The sequence below is a fragment of the Faecalibacterium sp. Marseille-Q4164 genome, from assembly GCF_017377545.1.
GTDB lineage: Bacteria > Bacillota > Clostridia > Oscillospirales > Ruminococcaceae > Faecalibacterium > Faecalibacterium duncaniae.
In genome coordinates this window covers 35,325-59,106 of the sequence record NZ_JAFREJ010000014.1, presented here as the reverse complement: position 1 = coordinate 59,106, position 23,782 = coordinate 35,325, and the positions used below count along the sequence as shown (strand labels likewise).

Annotated in this window: 18 protein-coding genes and 2 pseudogenes; 6 read left to right on the top strand and 14 right to left on the bottom strand. The window is 49.5% G+C overall.

All coding sequences use genetic code 11. The features are described 5' to 3' along the window. Positions 1-52: 52 nt before the first annotated feature. Positions 53-5,572, bottom strand: a pseudogene (locus J3352_RS11320) (DEAD/DEAH box helicase family protein); the annotation flags it as partial. A 119-nt stretch (positions 5,573-5,691) separates the two neighbouring features. Further along, on the bottom strand, positions 5,692-6,048 hold the full coding sequence (locus J3352_RS14335) for a TnpV protein (RefSeq protein ID WP_081016879.1): 357 nt from the start codon (positions 6,046-6,048) through the stop codon (positions 5,692-5,694). Here J3352_RS14335 and J3352_RS14330 point away from each other — a divergent pair. Then, positions 6,035-6,802, top strand: a complete 768-nt coding sequence (locus tag J3352_RS14330; protein WP_242699959.1) for a hypothetical protein — start codon at positions 6,035-6,037, stop codon at positions 6,800-6,802. The genes J3352_RS14335 and J3352_RS14330 overlap by 14 nt on opposite strands. Before the next feature lie 96 nt (positions 6,803-6,898). Here J3352_RS14330 and J3352_RS11315 read toward each other — a convergent pair whose 3' ends face one another. From J3352_RS11315 to J3352_RS11265, 11 genes and pseudogenes are all read right to left on the bottom strand, one after another. Continuing rightward, complete coding sequence (locus J3352_RS11315; RefSeq protein WP_009272656.1) at positions 6,899-7,114, bottom strand: transposon-transfer assisting family protein; 216 nt, start codon at positions 7,112-7,114, stop codon at positions 6,899-6,901. A 1-nt stretch (position 7,115) separates the two neighbouring features. Continuing rightward, on the bottom strand, positions 7,116-10,400 hold the full coding sequence (locus J3352_RS11310; RefSeq protein WP_156067307.1) for a YodL domain-containing protein: 3,285 nt from the start codon (positions 10,398-10,400) through the stop codon (positions 7,116-7,118). A 6-nt stretch (positions 10,401-10,406) separates the two neighbouring features. Next, positions 10,407-10,685, bottom strand: coding sequence for a hypothetical protein (locus tag J3352_RS11305; protein WP_009322006.1), 279 nt, complete (start codon positions 10,683-10,685; stop codon positions 10,407-10,409). Then, positions 10,682-12,475: pseudogene (locus tag J3352_RS11300) on the bottom strand (DNA topoisomerase); the annotation flags it as partial. The gene J3352_RS11305 and the pseudogene J3352_RS11300, both read right to left, overlap by 4 nt. A gap of 37 nt (positions 12,476-12,512) precedes the next feature. Continuing rightward, positions 12,513-14,138 carry a recombinase family protein gene (locus J3352_RS11295; protein ID WP_242699958.1) on the bottom strand — a complete coding sequence of 542 codons (1,626 nt, stop codon included), beginning with the start codon at positions 14,136-14,138 and terminating at the stop codon, positions 12,513-12,515. Between the two features lie 93 nt (positions 14,139-14,231). Then, positions 14,232-14,414 carry a hypothetical protein gene (locus J3352_RS11290; protein ID WP_005924684.1) on the bottom strand — a complete coding sequence of 61 codons (183 nt, stop codon included), beginning with the start codon at positions 14,412-14,414 and terminating at the stop codon, positions 14,232-14,234. Positions 14,415-14,637: 223 nt separating this feature from the next. Then, entirely contained in the window at positions 14,638-15,102 is a 465-nt protein-coding gene (locus J3352_RS11285; protein ID WP_242699957.1) for a replication initiator protein A, read from the bottom strand. 769 nt (positions 15,103-15,871) lie between these two features. After that, complete coding sequence (gene mobQ / locus J3352_RS11280; protein ID WP_055185953.1) at positions 15,872-17,452, bottom strand: MobQ family relaxase; 1,581 nt, start codon at positions 17,450-17,452, stop codon at positions 15,872-15,874. 269 nt (positions 17,453-17,721) lie between these two features. Then, a complete protein-coding gene (locus J3352_RS11275; protein ID WP_156067311.1) occupies positions 17,722-18,039 on the bottom strand; it encodes a DUF3847 domain-containing protein in 318 nt (105 codons plus the stop codon). A 75-nt stretch (positions 18,040-18,114) separates the two neighbouring features. Next, on the bottom strand, positions 18,115-19,383 hold the full coding sequence (locus J3352_RS11270; protein WP_097785098.1) for a GHKL domain-containing protein: 1,269 nt from the start codon (positions 19,381-19,383) through the stop codon (positions 18,115-18,117). Continuing rightward, a complete protein-coding gene (locus J3352_RS11265; RefSeq protein WP_097783064.1) occupies positions 19,380-20,078 on the bottom strand; it encodes a LytTR family DNA-binding domain-containing protein in 699 nt (232 codons plus the stop codon). Before J3352_RS11265 ends, J3352_RS11270 begins: the two co-directional genes overlap by 4 nt. 179 nt (positions 20,079-20,257) lie before the next feature. Between J3352_RS11265 and J3352_RS11260 the strand changes: the two genes are divergently transcribed. From J3352_RS11260 to J3352_RS11240, 5 genes are all read left to right on the top strand, one after another. Continuing rightward, entirely contained in the window at positions 20,258-20,836 is a 579-nt protein-coding gene (locus J3352_RS11260; RefSeq protein WP_097783063.1) for an accessory gene regulator B family protein, read from the top strand. Positions 20,837-20,904: 68 nt separating this feature from the next. Beyond that, a complete protein-coding gene (locus tag J3352_RS11255; protein WP_165852945.1) occupies positions 20,905-21,039 on the top strand; it encodes a cyclic lactone autoinducer peptide in 135 nt (44 codons plus the stop codon). Between the two features lie 265 nt (positions 21,040-21,304). After that, on the top strand, positions 21,305-22,051 hold the full coding sequence (locus J3352_RS11250) for a hypothetical protein (protein WP_133300985.1): 747 nt from the start codon (positions 21,305-21,307) through the stop codon (positions 22,049-22,051). Positions 22,052-22,082: 31 nt separating this feature from the next. Next, entirely contained in the window at positions 22,083-22,472 is a 390-nt protein-coding gene (locus J3352_RS11245; RefSeq protein WP_055187026.1) for a hypothetical protein, read from the top strand. A 195-nt stretch (positions 22,473-22,667) separates the two neighbouring features. Continuing rightward, positions 22,668-23,183 (top strand): hypothetical protein, encoded by a 516-nt coding sequence (locus J3352_RS11240; RefSeq protein ID WP_055187025.1) that lies wholly within the window; start codon positions 22,668-22,670, stop codon positions 23,181-23,183. Positions 23,184-23,373: 190 nt separating this feature from the next. On the opposite strand, the gene J3352_RS11235 is transcribed toward J3352_RS11240, so the two are convergent. Then, positions 23,374-23,730: a hypothetical protein gene (locus J3352_RS11235; protein ID WP_055187024.1), complete on the bottom strand. Its 357-nt coding sequence runs from the start codon at positions 23,728-23,730 to the stop codon at positions 23,374-23,376. Between the last annotated feature and the right edge of the window lie 52 nt (positions 23,731-23,782).

Sequence of the window (23,782 nt, the reverse complement as noted above, 5' to 3'; positions counted from 1 at the left end):
GGTGCTTTTCGTCCTTGCTGTCAACAAGGGCTTATGCACAACGTTTCGCACGGTTTTTATAGTTGTGGGCCTCGTCCACAAACAAACGGTCCACACCCAGCTGCTCGAAGGTTACCACATCGTCCTTGCGGCTCTCGGCCTGCAATTTTTCCAGCCTGGCTTCCAGCGATTTGCGGGTGCGTTCCAGCTGCTTGACTGTAAAACGCTCGCCGCCGCTGGCCTGTACCTCGGCAATCCCTTCCGTGATCTCGTCGATCTGTTCATAGAGAAGCCGTTCCTGACGCTCCCGGCTGATGGGGATACGCTCAAACTGGCTGTGTCCCATGATGATGGCGTCGTAGTCACCAGTTGCAATCCGGGCGCAGAACTTCTTTCGGTTATGGGGCTCAAAGTCCTTTTTGGTGGTGACTAAGATATTGGCGGAAGGATAGAGACGCAGAAACTCCGACGCCCACTGCTCGGTCAGATGGTTTGGAACCACAAAGAGAGATTTCTGGCACAGTCCCAGGCGTTTGGCTTCCATCGAAGCAGCTACCATCTCAAAAGTTTTGCCTGCGCCTACTTCATGTGCCAACAGGGTATTTCCTCCATACAGCACATGGGCGATGGCGCTTTTCTGGTGTTCCCGCAGGGTAATGGCCGGGTTCATGCCGCCAAAAGTGATATGGCTGCCATCATACTCGCGGGGACGGGTAGCGTTCATTTCTTCGTTGTACTGGCGCACCAAAGTTTGGCGACGCTCCGGGTCTCTCCAGATCCAGTCCCTAAAGGCTTCCCGGATCGCCTGCTGTTTTTGAGCAGCCAGGGTGGTCTCCTTGGCGTTCAGCACGCGGCGCTCTTTTCCGTCTGCGTCCTCTATGGTGTCATAGATACGGACATCCCGCAGGTTTAAGGAATCCTCCAGAATCTTGTAGGCGTTGGCGCGGCTGGTCCCATAGGTGGTATAAGCTGCCACATCGTTGTAGGATACAGAAGATTTCCCCTTGATCTGCCATTCAGCGGTAAAGGACGAATAGTTGACCTCGATACTACGCTGGAGATAAAACGGGGTATTAAAGGTCTCATACATAAATTGCTGGATATATTCCTTGTCAATCCAGGTAGCGCCCAGACGCACCTCAATCTCCGACGCATCCAGGTCTTTGGGCTGGGCGGCGGTAAGAGCTTCCACATTGACTGCATAAACCGGGGCCTGCTGTGCGGCCCGTTGCGCCTGACGCAGTTTGCGGCGTACATTGCCGGAGAGGTATTCATCAGCAGTCACATAATGGGGTGTGCCGTCTTTCTCCAGCTGTCCCGGTACACGGAAGATTACGCCTTGCAGCTCTCCGGCCAGTTCTTCTTTTGTTTTTCCGGTAAGCTGGCTCATATAGTCCATATCCACGCAGGCTTTTTCCGAGATGGACACCGCCAGTGCTTCACTTGCCGTATCCACCACAGCCACCGCCTGATGGGGCTTGATGGTCCGCTTGGTGAACATATCTGCCTTGCGTTCCAGCTTTCCGTCCTCGTCGATGACTTCCAGCGCACAGAGCAGGTAATAGGAAGAATCGTCTGCATAGGCCAGTCGGTTTGCACGGTCATTGATAAGGCCATATTTTTCAGAAAAGCTGTCATATAGGCTGTTCAGTTCCGCCTGCTTTTGGGTAATGGTGCTGTCCGAAACCGCTGCATCCATCTGAAGGTCGATCAGTTCCTGCACACAATCACGCAGTCCCACAAGACCTTTTACGCGGGCTTCTGCGGTGGTGTTGAGATCCGGGCGCACCATGCGGCTGTTTTCCCGGTAGTACACCTGCCCGTCTACAATGGCATAGGAATAGTTCTTCACATTAGGATCGGCAGGAATGGAGGTGCCAATGGCTTCGCCTTCGCCCAACTCCGGCAGCTCTGCCTCCTGATAAGTGCCATGAATGTACTTCACAGCATCATGCAGCTGGTCGGAAAGCTTCAGTTCCTCGATGGGGTTCACGGTGTAGTCCATACCATGTGCAGTGCTTACCGGCTCCTGTCTGCCCAGCACCATTTCCGGGTGGTCGATAAAATACCGGTTGATGGCAAAATCGTTCTCCGTCTGTCCGGTCTGGGTCCATTCCGGCACGATGTCCAACGGGCGGTCCCGCTTTTGGAGGAAGATGATGTCCGATACCACCTCGGCACCGGCATTCTTTTTGAACGCGTCATTCGGCAGACGGATAGCTCCCAGCAGCTCAGCACGCTGGGCAAGATAGCGGCGCACGGTAGAATCCTTGGCGTCCATGGTATATCGGGAGGTCACAAAAGCTACCACGCCGCCGGGACGCACCTGATCCAGTGCTTTGGCGAAAAAGTAGTTATGAATACTGAAATTCAGCTTGTTGTAGGCTTTGTCGTTGACCTGATACTGACCGAACGGCACATTGCCGATGGCAAGGTCAAAGAAGTCACGCCTATCGGTGGTCTCAAAGCCGCCTACTGTGATGTCCGCCTTGGGATAGAGCTGCTTTGCGATGCGCCCGGAAACAGGGTCCAGCTCCACGCCGTACAGACGGCTGTTTCGCATTTTCTCCGGCAGCATACCAAAGAAATTGCCCACACCCATAGACGGCTCCAGAATATTTCCGGTCTCAAATCCCATACGGTCCACCGCTTCATAGATGGCCTGAATGACCGTAGGGCTGGTGTAATGGGCGTTGAGGGTAGAGCTTCTGGCGGCGGCATATTCCTCCGGGGTCAGCAGTTCTTTTAGCTGGGCATACTCTAAAGCCCATGCCGGTTTCTCCGGGTCAAACGCATCAGAGAGACCGCCCCAGCCCACGTATCGAGAAAGAACCTCCTGCTGTTCGGGGCTTGCCTGCTGTCCGGCAGCTTCCAGCTCTTTCAGCAAACGAATCGCATTGACATTTGCCTGGAACTTGGCTTTCGGACCGCCTTCGCCCAAATGCTCATCGGTAATGCGAAAGTTTTTTGCATTGCGGCGCAGGTTAGCCTTGTATTCCTCATAGGAGGCTTTCTCGGCAGCTTTGGCATTGGGGAAGGTCTGCCACTGGCCATTGACCTGAATGGAAACCGGGTGTTCGTCCAGCACTTCCTCAAAGGTTTTCTCCGGCTCAGTCACAGGGGCTGGTGGCTCCGGCTCCTCGATATGCAGTCGTTCCACCACCACATCATAAGGCAGATTGTTCTTATCGCCCGGATAGACGGCCATGGTCTCGGAATGGAAGGTTGGGGATTCGGTAGCCGGTTGGGGCTGTTCCTGTCCAAAACCGTCCTGCTGACGGGCATACATCCCGCGCAGCAAAGGCGCAACCTCATCCCAGCGGAAATACAGCATAGCCAGACGCTTTTCCTCTGCATCCATGACTTCCAGTTCTATGCCCTGTGCCGTGGTACGGTAATCGGCAATATCGCCGGTCTCCAGATTCAGTGTCTCGATCTCACCGGAATAGGCTCTGCTCAGCCAGTAGGCAATCTCGCTGTTGCTCCTGCCGGATTGCAGCAGCGTGGAAATCTTCTTTTTATCCGCTTCATCCATCAGTCCATGAGCCAATACATCCCGCAAGTCCTGATCTGCCTTGTCCGGGTCAGTAGGAAGAAACTCGGTATAGTAAGCATTGCGGCGGTCTGCCCGAAGCAGCTGCTCGAACTGTTCTTTGCGCTCTGCCCGGTAGATGGGATATACCATCCCGGTGGGCAGAAGCTGTACGGTGTCCTCACGCAGCTCGGTGATCTGATAGGCGTCATCCTCGATATACACGGTATCGCCCACGGCATAGACCGGGGCAGCAGGGTCATAGGATGTTCTTTGCGGAGTTGGGCGGCGAACTGCATCATATTCCTCATCGGAAATGGAAACTTCGGAAGTCTGCTCTGTCTCGGCATCTGCGATCTGCTCGGCATCTGACATCACCTGTTGGATAAATGGGGCATTGTCCAATTTTTCCGGGTCTGCCACCTGGCCGTTGACGATCCCTCTTTCCTCCAGAGCTTCCCGGATGGCGATGGGGTCGATGTCGTCAAATCGGTTCTGTTCTTCTTCGGTATAGAACCGTTCCTCCTGAATGAGCTGGGCAAGCCTGCGCTGTACCTTCGGCCAGGGCAGCTGCGTTTCCTCCGGGCTGCCGGCACGGACAACGAACAGGCTGTTACTGTTACTGCCGCCGTATTCCTGAGCCAGCCATGCGGCGGTATCTTTTTCTCTTGCATGGTCTTTCATATAGCGGACAACAGCGTGTTTACTCTCGATATTGCCGTTCCATGCACAAAGGGCAGTATCAATATCTTCCTGAGAAAGAGGGCGCAGAAGCTCATGGAGCTTTGGATAGGTCTCGTCGATCACTTCCCGGTGTAAACGCTGACGGAACTCCGGCACATCCGAATAGAGTCGGATCAGCTCCATATCCTTAGAACCAAGGACTGCACGGCGCACAGCGGCATTACCCTCGATGACAGAATTTTCACGGTCAGAATGACCGCAGGCATTGCGATATGCGGTATCCTCGGAAATGGTGGCAGTCACCACAGGCTTATACTGCTCAAACTGCTCCCCAAGGGTAGGCTTTGGCGTTTCTTCTTCCATCTCCGGCTGCTGGGCTTGAAGGGCATCTTCTTCGGCCAGTTCCTGTTCAGACTGGATTTTGTCATACTGCGCCTGTTCCTGTTCGGTAAGATAGCGGTCTTTCTGGACAAGTGAGGTAATGCGCTTGGCAACCTTTTCCCAGTTCAAGTGAACATCCGGGCAGTCCTGCTTTTTATAGTGCAGTCCTTTCCCATCGTGATCTTCGCCGCTGTGTGTTGCGCCGGACAGGGCATGAGAGCGTCCGCCAATGCCATACTCGTCTTTGAGGAATCTCACTTTCTCCTTATCCGTATGGTTTGCCATGAAGAACGCATAGATACGGCCTTTTCCTCCGGCGAAACTGCTGCCGCCGGTCATAGCGGCGTCGATCTCATCCTCGGTAATGAAGTGCTGAACGGTTGGCACTTGGGAAAGGTCTGAAGAAAAGGTCCTGCGTGGCAGGTCAAGGTCCTTCAGGTTCTCCCAGATCTCCCTTGGTCTGTGATAGTGAAAACGCAACAGGTCACGATCCTGCTGATAGGCAGTCCAGAAGGCGGCGTATTCTTCCTTGAGTGTCTGGCGGAAAGCCGGGTCACTCAGCTGCTCCGTCAGGCGGCGGGTCTCCTCTGGGAAACCATTGCCTTTGATCTCTGACAGGCAGGACAAATATCCGGCTTTTCTGGCGTCCTTGCTGAGATCGTGATACAGATGCCAGAGCTTTTCCGAGAGAAGGGAGCGTTCATAGCCTGCCGCTTCTGCAAGCTCCACATTGGAGGCAAACTGACCACTTTTCAAAAGCTCCCCGATACGCTCTGCGGCACTCTCCCAGGAAATGACCTGGGCAGACCTGTCATAACGGACAGACTTCCCGTGGGAAAGATGGATACCATCCTCGGCATACCATGCACTCACACTGCCAAGGCCGTTACCGCCGTGATACAGCGTTTTCAGTATCTCGGCAATCTCAGCGGTGGTTTTCTGCTTTTCAAAGGCTGCAACCACACGCTCTCTCTGACGATCTGTATTGCCTCCCAAACGCAGCACATGGTCAATATCATTTTGGGCAAAAGAAAAAGCAGAGGATGTATGCGCTACATTCTCTGCTTCATCTATGGATTGGATCTGCTCCGCTTCGGAGAGGAACAGGTTTAGGGTCAGCTGTTGATAAGCTCCGCCATCAGGATCTCCTCTGCCTGGGCTTTGCAGGTGTTCATCAGCCCCACCCACTTCATGGGATCGCTGGCTTTCAGTTCCTCGGTGGCTCCCGCTTCCTTCGCCAGCTGGGGCATCATCTGCTCCAGTCTGCTCTGGGCGGTCTCGTCGATCTCCAGAAGGTGCGGGTACAACTTCTCGCTCAGCAACATCTGGTTGTAGAGGATGGGACGATGTTCCTTCAGGTAGGTTTTCCTCATCCTGCCGTACTTGCCCAGGGGTTTCTCCGGCTGCTGGCTCAACTTCAGGTCGGGAATCAGATAGTCTCCGTTCTGGATATAGGTCATGGGATTGTTCATCTTGTTTGCTCCTTTCTTGGTTGGCTTCGCGCTCTGCATTTCGGACGGTAACGCCGATCTGCCGCAGCACCTGCTGGTTGATCTGGCTGACCGCTGTTCCCAGCGCCCCGATGGTGGACGGGGTATTGAAATCAAAGATTGCCATGAAATCTTCGTGGTCGAAGTAGCGTTCCGGCTCCAGTCCGCAGCGGGACATCAAAGCGTAAGTGATGCTGACGGTGGCTGCTGCCTTGAACTGTACTCCGATGTTAAACTCATCATATTCCTCCAAAAAGGAACCGTCAACGATATAGAAGAAGTCCTGCTGATGCTCCGTCCAGTATTCCTCAGCCAGTTTTCCGGCTACCTCGGTGAGCTGTCCGGCAAGGTCATCACCGGAAACATCATAGGTGCGCTCAAGCATGGCCTGCACCGAATCCAAATGGCGCTCCTCCAGCTGCCACAGCCAGGGAGTGCGGGAATGTTCACGGGTTCCGGTGTCGGAAATATCAAAAACATAGCGCAGGCGGGGCCTGTCCCCGGAATCGTCCACCAGAGCAATTCCCTTGGAGCCGCGCCTTACATACCGGCCCATCTTTTCATTCCACAAATCGTACTCTGCACAGGCGGTAGCGTCCGGGCGCTGGGCGTAGATCATCAGCTGCTCATGGAACGGGTACTTGTAAAGCCGGGCTGCCGTAGTAAGGAACCCTGCCCATTCCTGCCAGCTTCCAGTGAGTTGCGTTGCCACTTTCTCCGCCATCTGTGCATATAGTTCAGCTTTGGTTGGCATAGTGTTCTGTCCTCCTTTCAGTTTTGGGGTAAAAAGGTGGGGTGGCATATTGCCACCCCATCCCTGCGACTATGGTGTTTACTGGTCAAAATCCGGGTACAACTCCAGCTCGGCAAACTCGGCATCACTCATGGCCTGAAGCTTGCCCAGTGCGCTGTCTGTCAACTCCCGCAGCTCGGTTTCCTCCGGGGCCAGTTCACCGCACATCTCAGTCAGAGCTTCGATCAGTCCGGTGCGGCTACCGGTATTGTAAATGCACATCAGGTTCATTTCCTCAAAAGTAAAGTTTCCCATATCAAATCTCCCTTTCCGCACTCTTTTTGGGCGCTGTCTTTTTGTGTTCTGCCTTGGGCTGGCTTTTCAGCTGCTCCATGACGGACTTTTTCTTTTCCCGTTCCTCCCGATGGGCAGCGGCAGCCAAATCCATGAGGGAAATGGACTGACCGCTGCGGGCCTGCTGTTCCAGCTCTGCCACCGTAGGCTCTTTTGCGCCATTGTTGATGATACCGTCGATCATGCCGTAATCGTCCTCCACGGCCATCTCCGCATTTTTCAGCGGATTTTCCGGCAGGAATCCGGGGATCTGGGTAAAACCAACACTGTCACAGTAATGACAGGATACCTTACCATCCTGCTTGATCGCAACGATGTCACTGACACTCATAGAAGGACTGTGAAAATCCGCCGGTTTTTGCAGATTAAACTGCTCATATAGTTTTTCCAGCTGCTCCGGTACCGTGCCAGACTCCCTCAGCGGAGCAGTGTAAATGAGATCATAATTGCTACGGTCTATGGAAATGTCATGGGACTTTAGCCAGTCCAGATTCATAAAGCGCACATTCTGCGGATCGTCACGGCTCACCTGATAGATGGCAAAGCAATCTCTGTTCTGAGCAAGAAATGCCTGTTCCCGTTCCTGCTGATGTTCCTGGCGCTCCATGACCTTTTCGTGGAACTGAGGGCTTTTCTCCCATTCCTCACGGTCCACACCGAAAATGCCGCCATGATCCATGATTTCCTGCGAGTCAAATACCATACTCTCCGTATTGTCCTCATGCAGCACATAGACAGTCAAACCAGCGGCATCCAGTTCTAGCGCCCGTTCTCTGGTGACAGGGAGCATCCCATCATAGAAGTAGCCGTATTCCTGCATATCCGGTGTGGATACCTGCTCATCAGGCATAGGGTATTCATCCAGCGCCTGCTCTTGTACTTCCGGCAGCTGAGAAGAAGCAGCCATCTGACTGGCCTCTGCCTGCATCTGCTGGTAGGCAGCTTCCTGCAAGGTCTCAATCATGGACAACGGTGCGTATTTTACCGAATCTCTGCCCAAATCGTTGTCATCACAAATCTGGAGAACTGCCTTCATGCGGGAAATCTCCGGCATATCCAGCTGACCACCATCCAACTCTTTCATGGACGCGGCATCGTAAAGGGTATAGTCCCAGCCGCTGTCACAGGACTGGATATGAAGATAGGTGGCATCGTCAATCAGAAACAAAGCCTCCTGCTGGTTGGCATCCGCCCCCAGCACTTCCATTTCCGGCATTGCCGCAGCCAGTTCCTTTACCGCTTTCTGTACCAGCGGATTGTCACGGTAATAGTCGATTGCCTGAATAGTGTCCAGGTCAATGGTCTGCCCGGTCAAAATCGGAAACGGTCCTTCATAGTCGCTTCCGTCTTTCAGTTCAAAACCAATGCCCTTGATCCCGTTCATTCGTTCTGCAGGAATCTCCTGATAAATACGGATTGCTTCCTCCAAAGACAGGTTATCGTGGTATTCTCCGAGGTTTGGAAATTCCATGCACTCTGCTACATAGTAGGTCAGATCGCCGGTCGGCAGCCTATCAGATACCTTAATGGAATCTGCTGGCTGCTCTATCGGGGCGGTTTCCGGCTCTACCTTTGCATGAGGGTCGATTCCGCGCTCTTTGCAGATTTCCTTATAGTGGCGCTCAATGTCGGAGATCAAAGTGCCGGAGGTTTTGTTGATGGTCTCCAAACTGGCTCTCAACTCTTTCAGTTCCTTGCCCTGACTCCAACTGGCAATATAGCCAAAGCTGTTTTCTCCTGTCTCGATGCCAAAATATTTGCAGACTGCATAGGAGATGCTTTCAGCCTCCACTTCTTCCGTGTGACGGTTTTTGATTGCCTGTTTTTCTGCGGTTGCATCTTCCTCAACTGCAAGACGCCATTCAAACTGATTTTCGTCCACATAACGCCAATCCATATCAGAAGCAAACTGTTCGGCTTCTTTTTCTGTGGCAAAATCCAACTTGAAATCATGCTTGGTTCCACCTTCACTCTCCTGCACAACCTTCCATGACGGTAGCATTTCATATTTTTTAGGGTCATGGAGCTTGCTGTGGGCAATCTCGTGTACTGTGGCCGAAACCGTCTGCACCTCGCTCATGCCCTGACGAATGGCAATTTTCTGATGATCGGCAGAAAAATAGCCGTCCGTATCGGCGGCCATTGCTTCAAAAGTAATCGGCACCGGTGCGCTGCGGCGCAGGGCCTCCATGAATGCCTCATAATTTGGCACATTGCCGGAAAGGGAGGAAGCAAGCTCCGGCAAAGGTTTCCCGTCGGTCTGACTCACATCAAAGACCTTGACCGGGCGGAACATGGGAATCTCGATTTCTTTTTCCTCTGTGACGATCTTTCCGTCTTTATCCAGAATCGGAGCCTTGGTATCCGGGTCCAGCTTCTGCTCCTCGATTTTCTTCTTGTACGGTGTTGGGGCGATGATGGTAATGCCATGCTCGCCCTTTTTTACATGACGCTCAAACTGGTCTTTCCACTTATTGTATCCGGCTACCAATGTGGCGTCCGGCTTCTGCATATAGATGAGCATGGTGTTGTTTACCGAATAGCGGTGGAAGCGGGACATGACGGACAGATAGCGCATATACTTTTCACTCTCAAACAGTTCTTTGATGCCCTGCTCGATGCCATCTGTGATTTCCCTTAGCCGTTCTCGGTTGGTGGGTTTGTTCTCAGCCATGATTTTCAATCTCCTTTCCAAGTGTGTGATTTCTGCTGTGTGTTCTGCAATCCATGCCTTTTGTTCTTCTTCACTTTCATAAAGAAAAAGGTCCAGCAGGTACTCTACATAGGGTTTCTTCTGGATTGCTTCCACAAAGCGGGGGTGCGGTTCTTCCTCCGGTGTCCTGGGAGAACGGTCGGCTTCCCATTTTTTCAGCAGATAGTAGTAATCGGACAGTACACGGTAACAGCGCTGTCGATTCTCCCGAAACTTCTGTGCCTCGGTTTTTTGCCGGACATATCTCCTGCGGGGCGGGGCCTGACTGTCATAGATCAGGCCAAAGTCCTGTGCCAGTTTCTCCGCCGCTTCTTTTGGGGAGAGGTTAAAGAGCTTTGCGGTAAAGTCGATCACATCCCCATCTTCACCGCAACCAAAGCAGTGGAACCGCTGGTCTACCTTCATGCTGGGGTTCTTATCATCGTGAAAGGGACAGCAGGCCATACCATTTCGTTTGACCTCGATCCCATAAAACGCTGCCGCTTCTCTGGTGCTGACCGACTGCTTGACCGCTTCAAATACATTCTCTGCCATGTGCCTTTAACTGCCGGACTTTTTCACAGGGGGCTGGTATCCGGCGGCTTTCGCACGCTCACTGGCAGCTTTGCGACGCTCGGTGCTGTATGGCTCCCGGACTGATACACACCGCTTGGGGACGGTAAAGTTATGGGCGTCCTTTCGGGTGATCTGGTCGGGATGCTTTTTTGCCAGCAGTTCCAGCTTCTCCATCAGACGAGGATCGTGGGTATAGACCTCAGCCATTGGTTCTGCCTGGTTATAGAGGAGAATGGTTTCCCGTTCCACTAAAGAGAGCTTCATCGGCTGCCTCCTTTCCGCTGGTCAAATTCCAGCTTGAAGTTGGCATACTGTCCATCGTCCTCCAAAACCACAGTGGCATCGTAGGTCTTGCCGGTTTTCTCCGAATATAGCCCCGTCACACGGACACAGCCATCGTTCAGCAGCGCAGACACCACAGCTTTGGTCGGCTGTTTTTTCTTGGTAGCCCACCATTTGTTGTTTTTCCAGATTGCAAATTTGCAAGAATCATTCTGACAGAAGAAGCCTTTTTGCAGTTCTGCAACTTCACCGCCGCAGCGAGGGCATTTGCCCACCACCTCACGGGGCGGAGTGAACAGGTACTCAGTTCCCTTGATGACCTGATAAGTCCCCACCAGATCTTTCAGCATGGTGCTAATCCCGTCCAGAAACTCCTCTGGGGCAAGCTGCCCGCGCTCGATCTCGCCCAGGCGATACTCCCACTCGGCAGTCAGAAGCGGCGATTGCAGTTGTTCCGGCAGCACCGTGATAAGGGATACTGCATCGTGGGAAGGAAGAAGCTGCACCGTTTTTCTGTTCTTTTTTCGCTCCAGAAAACCGGCAGATACCAGCTTTTCCAAAATACCGGCACGGGTGGCCGGTGTCCCCAGACCTTTTCTCTCAGCATCCTCTGGCATATCATCTTTCCCGGCAGTCTCCATTGCGGACAATAGGGTGTCCTCCGTAAAGTGCTGAGGCGGACTGCTTTTGCCTTCTTTGACGATTGCCGCAGAAACCGAAAGTGTCTGTCCTTCGGTCAGCTCCGGCAGGGCTTTCTCTACGCCCTCTTTTTTCGGCTCTGCATCCTTCTTTTTGGCACGATAAGCGTCCTCCAGTGCTTTCCATCCGAGGTGCTTCACTGTTTTCCCTTTTGTGGTAAACTCCCCACCGGCACACGCTGCAATCACAACGGTTTCCGAATAGATATGGGGCTGGGCTACGGCGCACATCAGACGCAGAGCCACCAGCTCCAGCACCGCTTTTTCTCCCGCAGGAAGGGCAGAAAGGTCTGCGTCCTTGAGATTTCTGGTAGGGATTACTGCGTGGTGGTCGGTTACTTTCTTATCGTTGATTACCGTCTGCGGATCACAGGTAATGGCGATTCCTTTGCGAAACGGCATAGCATTGGCAACCAGATTCACCAGCACCGGCAGGCTGTCTGCCATATCGCCAGTCAGATAGCGGCTGTCAGTACGGGGATAGGTGCAGAGCTTCTTTTCATACAGGCTTTGCAGATAGTCCAGGGTCTGCTGGGCTGTAAATCCAAGCAGGCGGTTGGCATCTCTTTGCAGAGTAGTCAGGTCATAGAGGGCAGGCGGCTTTTCGGACTTTTCCTTGCATTCCACCTTTTTGATTGTGACATTTACACCCTGACAGGCTTCTTTCAGCTGCTCAGCAGCAGCCTTATCCGCCATGCGCTCCCCGGATACGGTAAGACCGGGCAGCTCCAGCGCCACGGTATAAAAGGGAATCGGCTTAAAGGTGTCGATCTCAGCTTCTCGCTGAACAATAAGCGCCAGCGTCGGGGACATCACGCGCCCGATGTTGAGGGTTCGGTGATACAGCACGGAAAAAAGCCTTGTCGCATTGATCCCCACCAGCCAGTCGGCCTTGGCACGGCAGAGGGCAGCATCCCGAAGTCCGTCATAGTCCGCACCGGGGCGCAGGTTTGCAAAGCCTTCCCTTATGGCGGAGTCTTCCATCGAAGAAATCCAGAGCCTTTTCATCGGCTTCTTGCAACCTGCCAGCTCATAGACGCTACGGAAGATCATCTCGCCCTCGCGTCCGGCATCTGTAGGATAGTTCTCGGAGGTGACTTTTCTGACTTTGTTACTCGATGGCATCCAATGGGCCGATAAAGCGGTAGAAAATCTGGATTTTCTGGACGTATTCGCCATCGACCTTTTCCGCTTTGGATACCAGAATCTTGTCAATCAGCTGATGCAGAATCTTATAGTTCAGTTCGGTGATGCCAGCGTACTTGCTGACTTCATCAATAAAATCCTGAATCTTGTCCAGCTGATCGTGTTCAGCACGGCCTTCCCGCTCGTACTGCTCAATCTTCTCGGTCAGTTCAGCCTGTTCTTTGTCGTAGCGATCTGCAAGCATTTGAAAACGTTTCTCCGGGAGAAGTCCCTTTGATACGTCCTCATAAAGTTTTGCATACAGGTCTTCGATTTCTGCGATTCGTGCTTTACACTGCTTCAAATCCCGTTTGTGCTGCGCCCGGTCAGAGGACACCCGGAGGTGCATCTGATTTGCAATCTTCTTCACAAGGGCTTCCCGATTGCTCACAGCGGCCTTTGCGTGTGCCTGAATGTCCGCAAAGACAGCTTCATGCAGAACACGGGCTTCCAAATTATGAGAGTCACAGGCTTTCGCACCATATTTCCGATAAGTGCTGCAACAATAAAAGGTCTGATCCAGAACACTGTTACGTTTGCGCCTGTGCTCGACCTTGACTAACATCGTTCTGCCGCAGTCTGCACAGCGGACGATGCCTTTGAAGATATTGTCGTAGTCGGTCTTATCGCACATAAAACTACTGGAACGGCTGTAAAGGATTCGCTGCACGTTCTCCCAACGGTCTTGTGGGATGATTGCTTCATGTGTATTCGGAACGATAGCGCGTTCTTCAAACGGAATATAACGCCGCTTTTTGGATTTCATGGACACGGTGGGCTTGGCTTCGTAGATGATGTGTCCGGCGTAGACTGGGCTGTGCAGAACCTGACTGATATAGGCACTGTCCCAATCATACATCTTTTCATCATCAATAAAGCGGCCAAACATCTCTTTCTTGTAGTAACACGGCTTCAAGACTTTTTCATCGTGGAGCCGCTTGGCGATGCGGTGAAGCCCCAGCCCTTCCTCTGCCATTGAATAGATATACTCAACAACGGGGGCGGTGTTCGGGTCGATCACAAGGTGATTGTGGTCGGCAGGGTCTTTCTGGTAGCCAAACGGTGCGCCGCTGGAGATATACTTTCCGCTTTTCTTGCGTGTCCGAAGGGCACTCTTGATTTTTCGGGAAGTGTCTTTGGCGTACATTTCATTGATGATGTTTCGGAACGGGGCAATATCCATCTGAGATTGCTCGTTGGAATCATAACCATCGTTGATTGCAATATAGCGGACACCGTGCTCAGGAAAGAAGATTTCCATATACGTTCCGGTTTCGATGTGGTTGCGTCCAAGTCGGGACTGGTCTTTGGTAATGACTGTTGCCACCTTTCCTTCCCGGATATCATCCAGAAGTTCCTGAAAGGCAGGGCGGTCAGAGTTCGTACCGCTGTAACCATCATCGACATAGTACTGGCAATTCCCGAAACCGTTGCGTGTGGCATACTCCATAAGCATCGCCTTTTGAGTGCGGATGCTCAGGCTTTCGCTGTTTGAACCGTCATCTTTTGACAGCCGGCAGTATAAAGCAGTTACTTTTTTGTCCTTTTCCATGTGTACCTCCATAATGGAAAAGAGACCTCATCAATCACATTGTAGCGGATGCTGCGTGATGATGCAAGCCCTTTTCCGCAGTAAAACGTCCAATTAACCAGCGGCGAGATACGATTCGGCAGTTTTACGAATTTCTTCTTCCGCAAGCCGCTGAAAAAGCGTATTCATCGGCACATTGCCGATATAATGGCGTTCCACGATCAGGCGCACAGACTTCGGACTTCTCGGCGCACGTTTGCGTGTAGTGGGCTTCTTCTCAGATTTTTCTTTGTTCAAGGGCAGACCTCCTCATTCATGTGGTGCAAATACGGAAAGGAATGGATGGATTCTATTCGTTTTTCTCTTTTTGTTTTATTACGTTGGTTAGGTGAAAGTTTTCTTTGATACAGTCTTAAAGGCTGCTATACTGCATAGGAAAAATCTCTTTTGCAGATGCCATTAAGAATCTGCATCGCAGAATCGTGATTTTGGCGGTTCTTGAATCGTGAAAAACGCAGAACTATTCAACATTTGGAATTTTTACAAAGATGTGATTGGGCGAAGAAAACCGCGTTCGTCTGCGCTCAATCAATCCCGCAGCGTCCAATTCCTTAAGCGCACTGGAAACACTGACCGTGCTGCGCCCTAGCTGCTCAGCCAAAGAGCAAATCGTAAAAATGACAAACACGAAACCTCGTTCATCTGTCCAGAGATTTTTCTGCGAGAGCGTGGCACGGTCGAGCAGCAGCGCATAAGTCATTTTTGCAGTCTGGCTCAGGTCAAGTTCCAAAAGAAAGCGTGGGTATGGGAGAAACGGCGGCAGCGGAGTTTGCGTGGTAAGATATTCTGAAATGTTGATCACCTCCAGCTGAAGCAGAAATCGGAAACAAAGCGTATGTAACGAGAATTGGTGGGTTCCAATTCTCCAGTCGCAGAAAAGCACGAAACAAGTGCTCAACTGCGTTAATAAGTTAAGGTCTCCCATATTGGTCCTCGACTTCCCTAGGAGTGGGGAATCGTCCGGCGGCGGACTTGCACCGCACCATTGGCGTTTCAGCCACCCCGTCTTCGTTATGACCGGGCTGCGAGTTACAGAAGTACCTTTTGTGAAGTACCGGACGATTGAACTATTCTGTTTTCAAAGAACGGAGTTTTATAGAAAATCTTCGGAATTTAAGGCTTCCGAAAAATTGTCCCTCTACTTACGAGCCATCGAAAACGGCCCAAAAGTAGCCCGAAAAAGAAATTTGTTGAAAAGTTTTTGGAAAATATAGTTGAAGTGGCTGCTTGATTAAAATAACATTGATCCATGGGCGACCGACGGAGGACGAAACTTTGCAGCAGCGGCAGTGCCTGAAGTTGAAAGTGGTCTTGAAAAAGATGCCCTACACTTGGTAGGCATCGAGAACGCCTGTTTCGTAGCATTGGTGAGAAACTTGTAATTGAATTGTAATTCTTGAGACCGAATCTCCGCTTTTGAAAAAATCCTCTCAATAGGTAGGCAACGAAAACAGCCCAAAGACAACCATCTTTTTGAGAATTAACAAAAAGGTCACAAATGACTGGCCTTCAAAGAAACACTTCTACTATTAACAGAAAAAGTGGCCTAAAATGGGGGGTGTTGGAGAAAATTTCCGCCTTAAAAATACGCCTCTACTCACTAGCCAACGAGAATAGTCAAAAGCTAACAAAAACATACGAATTATGTATTTCTGCCACTGATTGCAACGGCGTATCGGTGACAGAAAGATCGTTTAGAGCGATTCTTCGCGGTTTGGGGTGGTGGAAATCGTTTTGTAGTTGGACTTTTTCTGCTGAAGCTGCTCCAGCTGTTTCAGCACCGATTCCTTCTCCGGCATCTTGCCGCCCGGCGCGGAAAGCTGCTGCTTATTCAGCACCATGTCGATATACTTGCGGATATTTTTCAGTGCAGAGATATCCGGCTGCAAGGTTTCCAGTTGGGTGCGCAGCTCTGCGCTGCCGGATTGCAGCGCAGAAAATTCGGCATCCAATGCCGAAAAATCTACCGCTGTGCTGCCGTTCAGTTTCATCAGAGTGCGGACAGCTTTATTAAAGGTGTCCAGCTCCTCTTTGTGCTGGGCGGCATAAGCGTCCTTGGTCAACTTGAAGTTCTTCTTGATAAAGGTGTCGTGGATGGGCTTCAGCTTGGCATGGGCGGCGGCAGCATCCTTGATCTGGGCGATTGCCCGCATACGGTTTTCGTTCTGCTTCAACTGCCTGCGGAGAGGGGCGGCGGTCTGGTTCAGGTTAGAAATTGCGGTATCCAGATTCTCAATGGTGTTCAGAGAATGGGCTTTCAGATAGTCCACCGCCCGTTTGACTTCCTCAAAGTCCCGAACAGTGCATTTCAGTTTTGCCTTGCCAGACCAATCACTGCGCTGCTCATTGCGGAGATTGAAGTAGTCCACCAGCAGGTCGGACAGCGTGGGCTCTTTCGCCTTTTCCAGAGCGTCCAGAAGAAGCCGCTTCTTTTCGTTCAGGTCTGCGATCCAGTGTTGCAGACCACGAATTGCACTGCGGATGGACTGCATCAGGCTGTTGGCGGCTCGAATGTCCCGGTTGAGATTTCCGAGAAATGTTTCGATTCCCCGTTTTTCCATCTGGTGTGCAGCAGGGCCGAGATGAACGGTCGGTATCTGCTGGATGCCGCCCTGCCGCTCAAAGGAGCGCAGGTCAACACGTTCCGGTCTGCCAGCAGCCTCCAGATAGCGGTTTGTGATGGTCTCCCAACTGTGCCGCCAGACCTCGGCATACTTCTGGTCGTTCCAGTCCACCGTGTTTTCCTTGTGGCACTTCCAGTTGCCAGAGGGGAGCTGGATGCGCTCACCGTTTTCGTCAAGGTCGTATACCTTTCGGGCTTTCGGGAGCCAATTGCCATGTTCGTCCATTGCCCGGAGCGTCAGCAGAATGTGAGCGTGTGGGTTGCCATCTCCTTTGTCGTGGATGGCAAAGTCAGCAATCATACCCTTGGAAACAAACTGCTCCTGACAGAATTCCTTTATCATGGAGAGATACTGTTCTTTCGGCACCTCCACCGGAAACGCCAGCACGATGCGCCGGGCAAGCTGGGAGTTCCACTGGTTCTCCACGGCTTCCACGGCGTTCCAAAGTGTTGCCCGGTCTGCATATCCGGGTGGCGCATGGGACGGCAGCATGATCTCGGCATGGACAAGTTCCTTCTTCTTGTTGTAGAATTTTGTTTTCTGGTCGTACTCGCTGAACAGCCGTTCGCCGCTCTGATAAGCGGCCCCGGCAACAGCGGACTGACCTTGGCTGCGCTTGACGATGGTGATTTTGAAATGCGGACACGGAATAGGTATCACCTCCAAACAAAAAGACCGCCCAGCAAGATTGCTCTTGATGAACGGTCTGGGATCGTATTCGGTTTTGCTCGCCGCCTTGGAACGGAGTGCTATGCGCTTTGGTCTCAGGCGGGAGCCGCAAAAGGATAGCTGCAAAGCAGCGCAAGGAAAATGCAGTTTTCCTTGGGATGGAATCGGGCTGGCGCACAAACGCCAGCTTCGATTTCATCGAGCCGTCTGCAAGACCGCAATTTCACCGGAACGGTGTATAATTGCGCCCTTTATTCTAAAGGGTTTTGGACGTTGCTGCGTTCCTGCAAGTCGTGAATCATCTTTGCAAGTGCCAGCGCAACTTCTGGTTGACGGAACGCAATTTTCAGCAGCTCCATCACCTGATCGTTGGTGAGTTCTTCCGGCGCAATCAGAAAACTTTCCAGCATTCCGGCACGGGTACACAGACGATGCACACGGGCTTTGCGGGTCAGCTCCGGTATCTGATGTTCCAGAATTTTCTCACGGTGCTTGTAGTAGCGTAGCTGCTGCTCCGCTTTGGCTTTTTCGCTGCGGAGATAGGCAAGGTCGGATTTGGGCTGGGTCATAGCATCACGCTCCTTTACAAAATAAAGAGCCAAACAATCAGTATAAAGGCTGATCATTTGGCTGTGGAAACATATTTAATTTTCGCAGTTCAAGCGAACTTGAACCGTAAATACACCGTCTTTCTTTTTCGTGTAGAAGTCACCATGGTTTTCCTGAACGATACGGTTTATATTTTTTAGCCCGTAACCATGATGTTCTCCGATGCGGATTCCGCGAGAAGTATCACTGTATGGGTTTTCCAGCCGATAGAAAAGGCTCCGATATTGTTTGCGCAGCTGTAAATGGATGGTTCGCTGTTCCGCTGGCAGACTGCAACAGGCTTCAATGGCATTGTCAAATGTATTTCCGAGGATGATGCTCAAAGACAGCGATGAGATCGTCAGAACTTCAGGAATCGTCACATCCAGTTTGACCTTGATGTTATTCTTCTCTGCGATGCGTAGGTAATAATTCAAAAGAGCATCAACAACAGGGTTTCCGACAGCAGAAACATTTGTGGAACGCTCAAAAATATCCGTGGCAGCTTGTGCAATCTTGTGAAGTTCTTCGGTATCGCCGTGTTCTGCAACTGCCTGCATCGCCAGAATGTATTTCTTCACATCATGCCGTAGAGAACGGACTTCTTCCTGACGTTCTTTGAGCTGCTGGTAGTATTCCATTTGAAGATTGTACTGCTGCTCATTGAACTTGGCTTTGAATTTTTCCAGTTCATTTTCCCGGAGAGCTTCCACATAGAACACGATCAGGATGTTTATAAGGAGAAGCACAGCCATAAGGCCGACCATATAATCCGGGAAATACTCATCCGCAGCATGATACTGTGCCACATAACAGACAGCGATGCTTGCGATTTGAATCGCAATAATTGGCAACAGCCATAGGATGCGCAGAGCATTTCCCTTTCGACTGAAAAAATGTGAGATCAGGACTACAAGTGGAACTTGAATCAGGTTTGAAAAAACAACATAAACCAACCGTGCTGCCCCAGCCTGCATCAGAATATCGGTATCAGGGATGCGCAGCCCGATCAGGAGCATTGCAAGCACTTCCACCAAAGCAATCAGCGTAAAGAAAGCTCCGCTTGCAAAAACCGCCTGCCATGGTCGCACTTCGTAAAACAGCAGTGCGAGGAAAAATCCGCCAACTAAAAGATAGATCGTGCGCTGCGTTACCCAGTCCGGGAATAAGCTTAGTGCACACTGGCCAGCGATCATAAGCACAACATACACATAGAACCATTTTGAAACGGGCTCCTTTTTAGGAAATAGCCGACCGATAAAAAGCAGCAACAGAGCGATGTTGGCAAAGCTCCCTGCAAACTCAACGAAATAATAAAGTATCATCTTCCCAAATAAGCGTTAAAGTTCTGATTGAACTCCTGACGCTTCCTCCTGCTGATCGGTAGCTGATGTCCGCTGGAAAGAAAAACAGCGGTTCCAGTAGCGTAAACAATGTGTTCCATATTGACAAGATAACTTTTGTGTGGCGACACGAAGCATCGTTTGGGAAGCTGCTCCAAGGCTTCAGGAATGCTCATTCTCAATGTAAGGTCTTGCTCCTTGCAGTGGATCAGAACTTTATGTCCGTGGCTTTCCAGAAAGTAAATATCTGATGTTTCCAAGGACATGGTGACACCATCGTATTCGATTGTGAAATGTTTGGAGTTCAGTTCCTGAAGGACAGCGTCCATCGCCGCAGCGAACAGCGTCTGATCCAAAGGTTTGACAAGGTAGCGGAATGCAATGCCATATCCCTGCACAGCATACTCGTGCCGCTTCGTGACAAATACCACCAAGGGATGCTTCTCCATTTGAATCAGGGATTGTGCCAGCTGAAAACCGTTGGATGGCATCTCAATGTCGAGCAGCAGCAAATCGAAGGATTTCTTCTGCATTTGCAATTCGCTCAGAAGTTCGTTTCCGTCCATGTAAGTTTCAATGTCAAAGCAACCTTGCACATCGTATCGCTGGACGCTTTGAACAATACCATCAAGGTCTGACTTCTCATCATCGCAGACTGCAACGTGGTACTTCAGCATTTCGACAACCTCCACAAAATAATGTTCTGATACTATTATAGACTGTGCAAAGGCTCCTTACAAGTAGCCTGACTTACCACTTTTGTCACCAGAACGACCAGTTTTGCCAAACCTCTTGATTTTGTTGAAATTTATGATACAGTGAAGCAAAAATCAGAAGATAAGGTGGCGCAACTGCAATGTGGGAACGCACGCTGTCTCAGAAATTAGTCCGTCTTTTCTGCGAACAAAAAGTGGTAGACGAATCAAAAGCGGATGCGTATGTCTATGGGTACGAGTTGCTCATATCGTCTGTTGTAAGTGTTTTGCTTGTCATCCTCGTCTCTGCCGTGTGTGGTGATGTTCGATACTCACTTTCATTTTTGATTGGGTTTATCCCGCAGAGAATCTACATTGGTGGATATCATGCAACGTCGCACACCAGATGCTATCTGGCATTTACCGGACTGGCACTTATCTGCATTTTGCTGAGTAAAGTAATTGCAGCCAATCACCTTTTTCGTATCCTGACAACAGCAGCTCTTATGGGCATCGCTATCTTTTTCTCTCCGATAGAAGCAACGAATAAGCCTTTAGGCAAAAAGAAGCGGTTAAGCTATAAGATGGTCGCATCTGTTCTTTCGTCAATAGATTTCCTGTTTGCCATTTTCAATGTGCTTCCGGACACCCGCAGTATAACGGTATACTACATTTCAAAATGGGTTTTAGTGATTTTTGCAATCATTCCGTTTTTTCAGAAACAAGCGAAGATATCCTAAGGTACGAGGGCGTTCATGTGTTTTCAGAAGATGAATGCTCTAAAAAATATCAAACGGAGGTAACAGAAATGAAAAAGATTATGTTGCTCTTGAGCAAGGTCACTTGCATTATGGCAATGGCTCTCGCAGTCTTGAGCGTGAACAGCACCTGTGGCTTTACGGCATATCAGCCGGATGTCCCGGAATCGCTTGAGCATGACTGAAATTCATATGAAAGGTAAGATAGCGATACTCTTACGGGATATATTTCTTGATAATTTTCTAAAAGGAACTGTTCGATTATGTTGGAGCTGCTTTCATTCATTATGTTGATTGTTCGTCAGCTTTTCTATATTCTAGGCGTCCTTGCATTTGGAAAATATCTCTTGAAAAAGTGAGAGCATCGATAATCAATGTACTTCGGAGGTGTTTCCGATGCACAGATGAGAGTCCGTTGTTCTATAGGAATGCATGAAAGGAAAAAACAAAATGAAAACAAAAACATATTTGCGTTATATTTCCTGCGTGTTAGCGGTGCTGCTTTGTGTTGCTTCCATTATGCCCATTGCCTTTGCAGATTCAACAAATCATGGCAATAGCGAATCTCTTTTGACAGGATCAAATTATTCTGTTTCGTACTCGATGAATGGAAAAGATGTTGTTGAACAGCTTACAATTCGTGATGGAGGTATCACACGAATTACGCGTACGGTGCATCCTAATGATGTGATGGACATTGTTGTTGTAGGTGCATCTGGTGAATCAACAACATCAACTGCAAGAAGTGACTATAGCTTGTTCTATGAAATTTATCAAGATCAGCAAAATTACAAAAACGGACAGCTGGCACAAATTCCTGCACTCACTGGAAGCGAGGTGACAGGGTCGCAGTTCAAGCACCGCTATGTTGGCACAAGTGCAACCGATACGGTTTATGCTAGTGATTTGCGTAAATGCAAAAAAGCATCTGATGTAGCCAGTATTTTAGCAACTGCATGGGGAAGCACACCAGCAGCAGTTATTTCTTCTACAGCATCGTTTATTTTCGATCAGATGCTTCAGAGTATGTCCTCGGACTGCTATAAAGTGACAATATCTTCTATTACGTATGAAGTCCTATTTTCCTATGACAATAGCTACTATACACATTGCTATCATCAAACTGTCAAGGAATATAAGTCAAATGGCTCTTTGATTCGGTCTAAAACGGATTATTATCAGGCCATTGGTGGCTGATAGTGACTTCAAAGAACAGGGAGAACATGTAATGGGATTCTTTAAGCAAAAAGGGCCACTCCAAAGAGATTTCTGCGAAGTATTGCTATATGTTGTGGCTTTATGGGCATTGAAGCCAGCAAGCCTTCAGGATATCCTGACGGTGAATCAATGCGATGGAATGTGGTTCTTTTCCGCAGCATTTTTTGCCATTGTTTTTGTAGGAATCGTTTCAGATTATCTTCTGATTACAAATCATTTCGTTGCATGGAAAGCAATACACGGCAATGTCAATCAAACAACATTTCAGGAACTTCAGAAATTTGCGCTGTGCGAAAATCAAAAAGTTGCTATTGAGCCAAAGTTGGCAAGTTGTATTTTAGTGGTTTTGGCAGGTTGTTTAACAGCGGCATTCGTATGGTTCACATTTATTTGCCGATGAGCATACACCTGAGTTGAAAATTTGCGGCTTTATAGTGTGATGAGGTGGCTGTTAGTGATATTGCTTTTGATCACGATGATGCCAATATACTAAAATTTTGTAAGAGGTGATTCCAGTGCAGAATTAAGCGAAAAAGAATCCAAATTGTAGCTGGGTGACTTGTAACAGTCAATAAAATATAAGGAGCAAATCGACATGAAAAAGATGACCCGAAATGAATTCCTTAAAATGGCTGGAACGAGTGCTGCGTTGGTTGTTTTCAACACAGTTTTGATGCCTGCTGCTGTTGCAGTTGAACCAGGCGTTGTAGCACTTTCTTCCAAAAAATCTAGTATCGAAATTGATAAAGGAACAACTGTAAACTCTGCAACATTCAAACTTGTCCCAATTTCTCGCGAAACCTTCTGGGGCGATGCTGGTTCATGTACACTTGATTATCTGTCTGAAGGGTATATCCAATGGACGATTACCGTTCCGGGTGCAGTAATTGTTTCCTTTGAAGGTAACCTGCATTTCAATAAACTTGGTACACCCTTTGGAACCTTTGATCATGCCATTTCTGCATACGGCACAATCGGTACGGAAGATGTAAAATATGGACTCTCTAAAGGAAAATGGGAGGTTGAGTTTACTGGAATTGCTACTGCGGCTAACGGCGATATGTATAGTGTCGTTGATGGCGCAACATTAGCTTTCAGTGTCACCAAATGATTCTGCCATATAATCTACGTATTTGATTTTTACAAAATAGCTTATCACATAGAACAAGCCCCACCTGCAGTAGATTCTTCGATTTGGAATATCTATTGTAGGTGGGGCTTTTAGATAAATTTATTTATTCAAGTTTGCCTTTATGTCTTTAAGGAGTTTTTATAGAGAGATAGCTTAAAAAACGATGATATCACAATTGCTGGATTTCTTGTTCGGCCAACCAAGCGAGTTTATTCCAGTTGTTTACACGACACCGTTTGCCGATAAATTCCAATATTTTTTTGTGAGTTTCTTTTGGCAGAGTATCGCCATTATGACATGCAAGAAATGTAAAAGGTTTAGGGATGTCTTCTTTTTTATCGGCCAATAATAAAATATATCCGATATACTTTCCCTGTTCAGATATCACATAAAATTCAGGTAGACAGTTTTCTTTACTGCTCTGAACAATTTCTTTAAAAATGTCTAATGGTATTTTTTGGGGAACAGCAGAGGCATAGACGTATTGAATGGCATTATCTTCATTTTTCAACCATGTAATCTCCATACTTATCTTCTTTTCCTTTTTGCAAACACAGTTAAAGCATTAAATATATTGT

What these genes read in the sequence shown, in the direction of transcription:
- J3352_RS14330 (WP_242699959.1), top strand. Translation starts at nt 6,035, where the DNA reads ATGGGATTGTTCATCTTGTTTGCTCCTTTCTTGGTTGGCTTCGCGCTC.
- J3352_RS14335 (WP_081016879.1), bottom strand. Translation starts at nt 6,048, where the DNA reads ATGAACAATCCCATGACCTATATCCAGAACGGAGACTATCTGATTCCC.
- J3352_RS11315 (WP_009272656.1), bottom strand. Translation starts at nt 7,114, where the DNA reads ATGGGAAACTTTACTTTTGAGGAAATGAACCTGATGTGCATTTACAAT.
- J3352_RS11310 (WP_156067307.1), bottom strand. Translation starts at nt 10,400, where the DNA reads ATGGCAGAGAATGTATTTGAAGCGGTCAAGCAGTCGGTCAGCACCAGA.
- J3352_RS11305 (WP_009322006.1), bottom strand. Translation starts at nt 10,685, where the DNA reads ATGAAGCTCTCTTTAGTGGAACGGGAAACCATTCTCCTCTATAACCAG.
- J3352_RS11295 (WP_242699958.1), bottom strand. Translation starts at nt 14,138, where the DNA reads ATGGAAAAGGACAAAAAAGTAACTGCTTTATACTGCCGGCTGTCAAAA.
- J3352_RS11285 (WP_242699957.1), bottom strand. Translation starts at nt 15,102, where the DNA reads ATGGGAGACCTTAACTTATTAACGCAGTTGAGCACTTGTTTCGTGCTT.
- J3352_RS11275 (WP_156067311.1), bottom strand. Translation starts at nt 18,039, where the DNA reads ATGACCCAGCCCAAATCCGACCTTGCCTATCTCCGCAGCGAAAAAGCC.
- J3352_RS11270 (WP_097785098.1), bottom strand. Translation starts at nt 19,383, where the DNA reads ATGATACTTTATTATTTCGTTGAGTTTGCAGGGAGCTTTGCCAACATC.
- J3352_RS11265 (WP_097783064.1), bottom strand. Translation starts at nt 20,078, where the DNA reads ATGCTGAAGTACCACGTTGCAGTCTGCGATGATGAGAAGTCAGACCTT.
- J3352_RS11260 (WP_097783063.1), top strand. Translation starts at nt 20,258, where the DNA reads ATGTGGGAACGCACGCTGTCTCAGAAATTAGTCCGTCTTTTCTGCGAA.
- J3352_RS11255 (WP_165852945.1), top strand. Translation starts at nt 20,905, where the DNA reads ATGAAAAAGATTATGTTGCTCTTGAGCAAGGTCACTTGCATTATGGCA.
- J3352_RS11250 (WP_133300985.1), top strand. Translation starts at nt 21,305, where the DNA reads ATGAAAACAAAAACATATTTGCGTTATATTTCCTGCGTGTTAGCGGTG.
- J3352_RS11245 (WP_055187026.1), top strand. Translation starts at nt 22,083, where the DNA reads ATGGGATTCTTTAAGCAAAAAGGGCCACTCCAAAGAGATTTCTGCGAA.
- J3352_RS11240 (WP_055187025.1), top strand. Translation starts at nt 22,668, where the DNA reads ATGAAAAAGATGACCCGAAATGAATTCCTTAAAATGGCTGGAACGAGT.
- J3352_RS11235 (WP_055187024.1), bottom strand. Translation starts at nt 23,730, where the DNA reads ATGGAGATTACATGGTTGAAAAATGAAGATAATGCCATTCAATACGTC.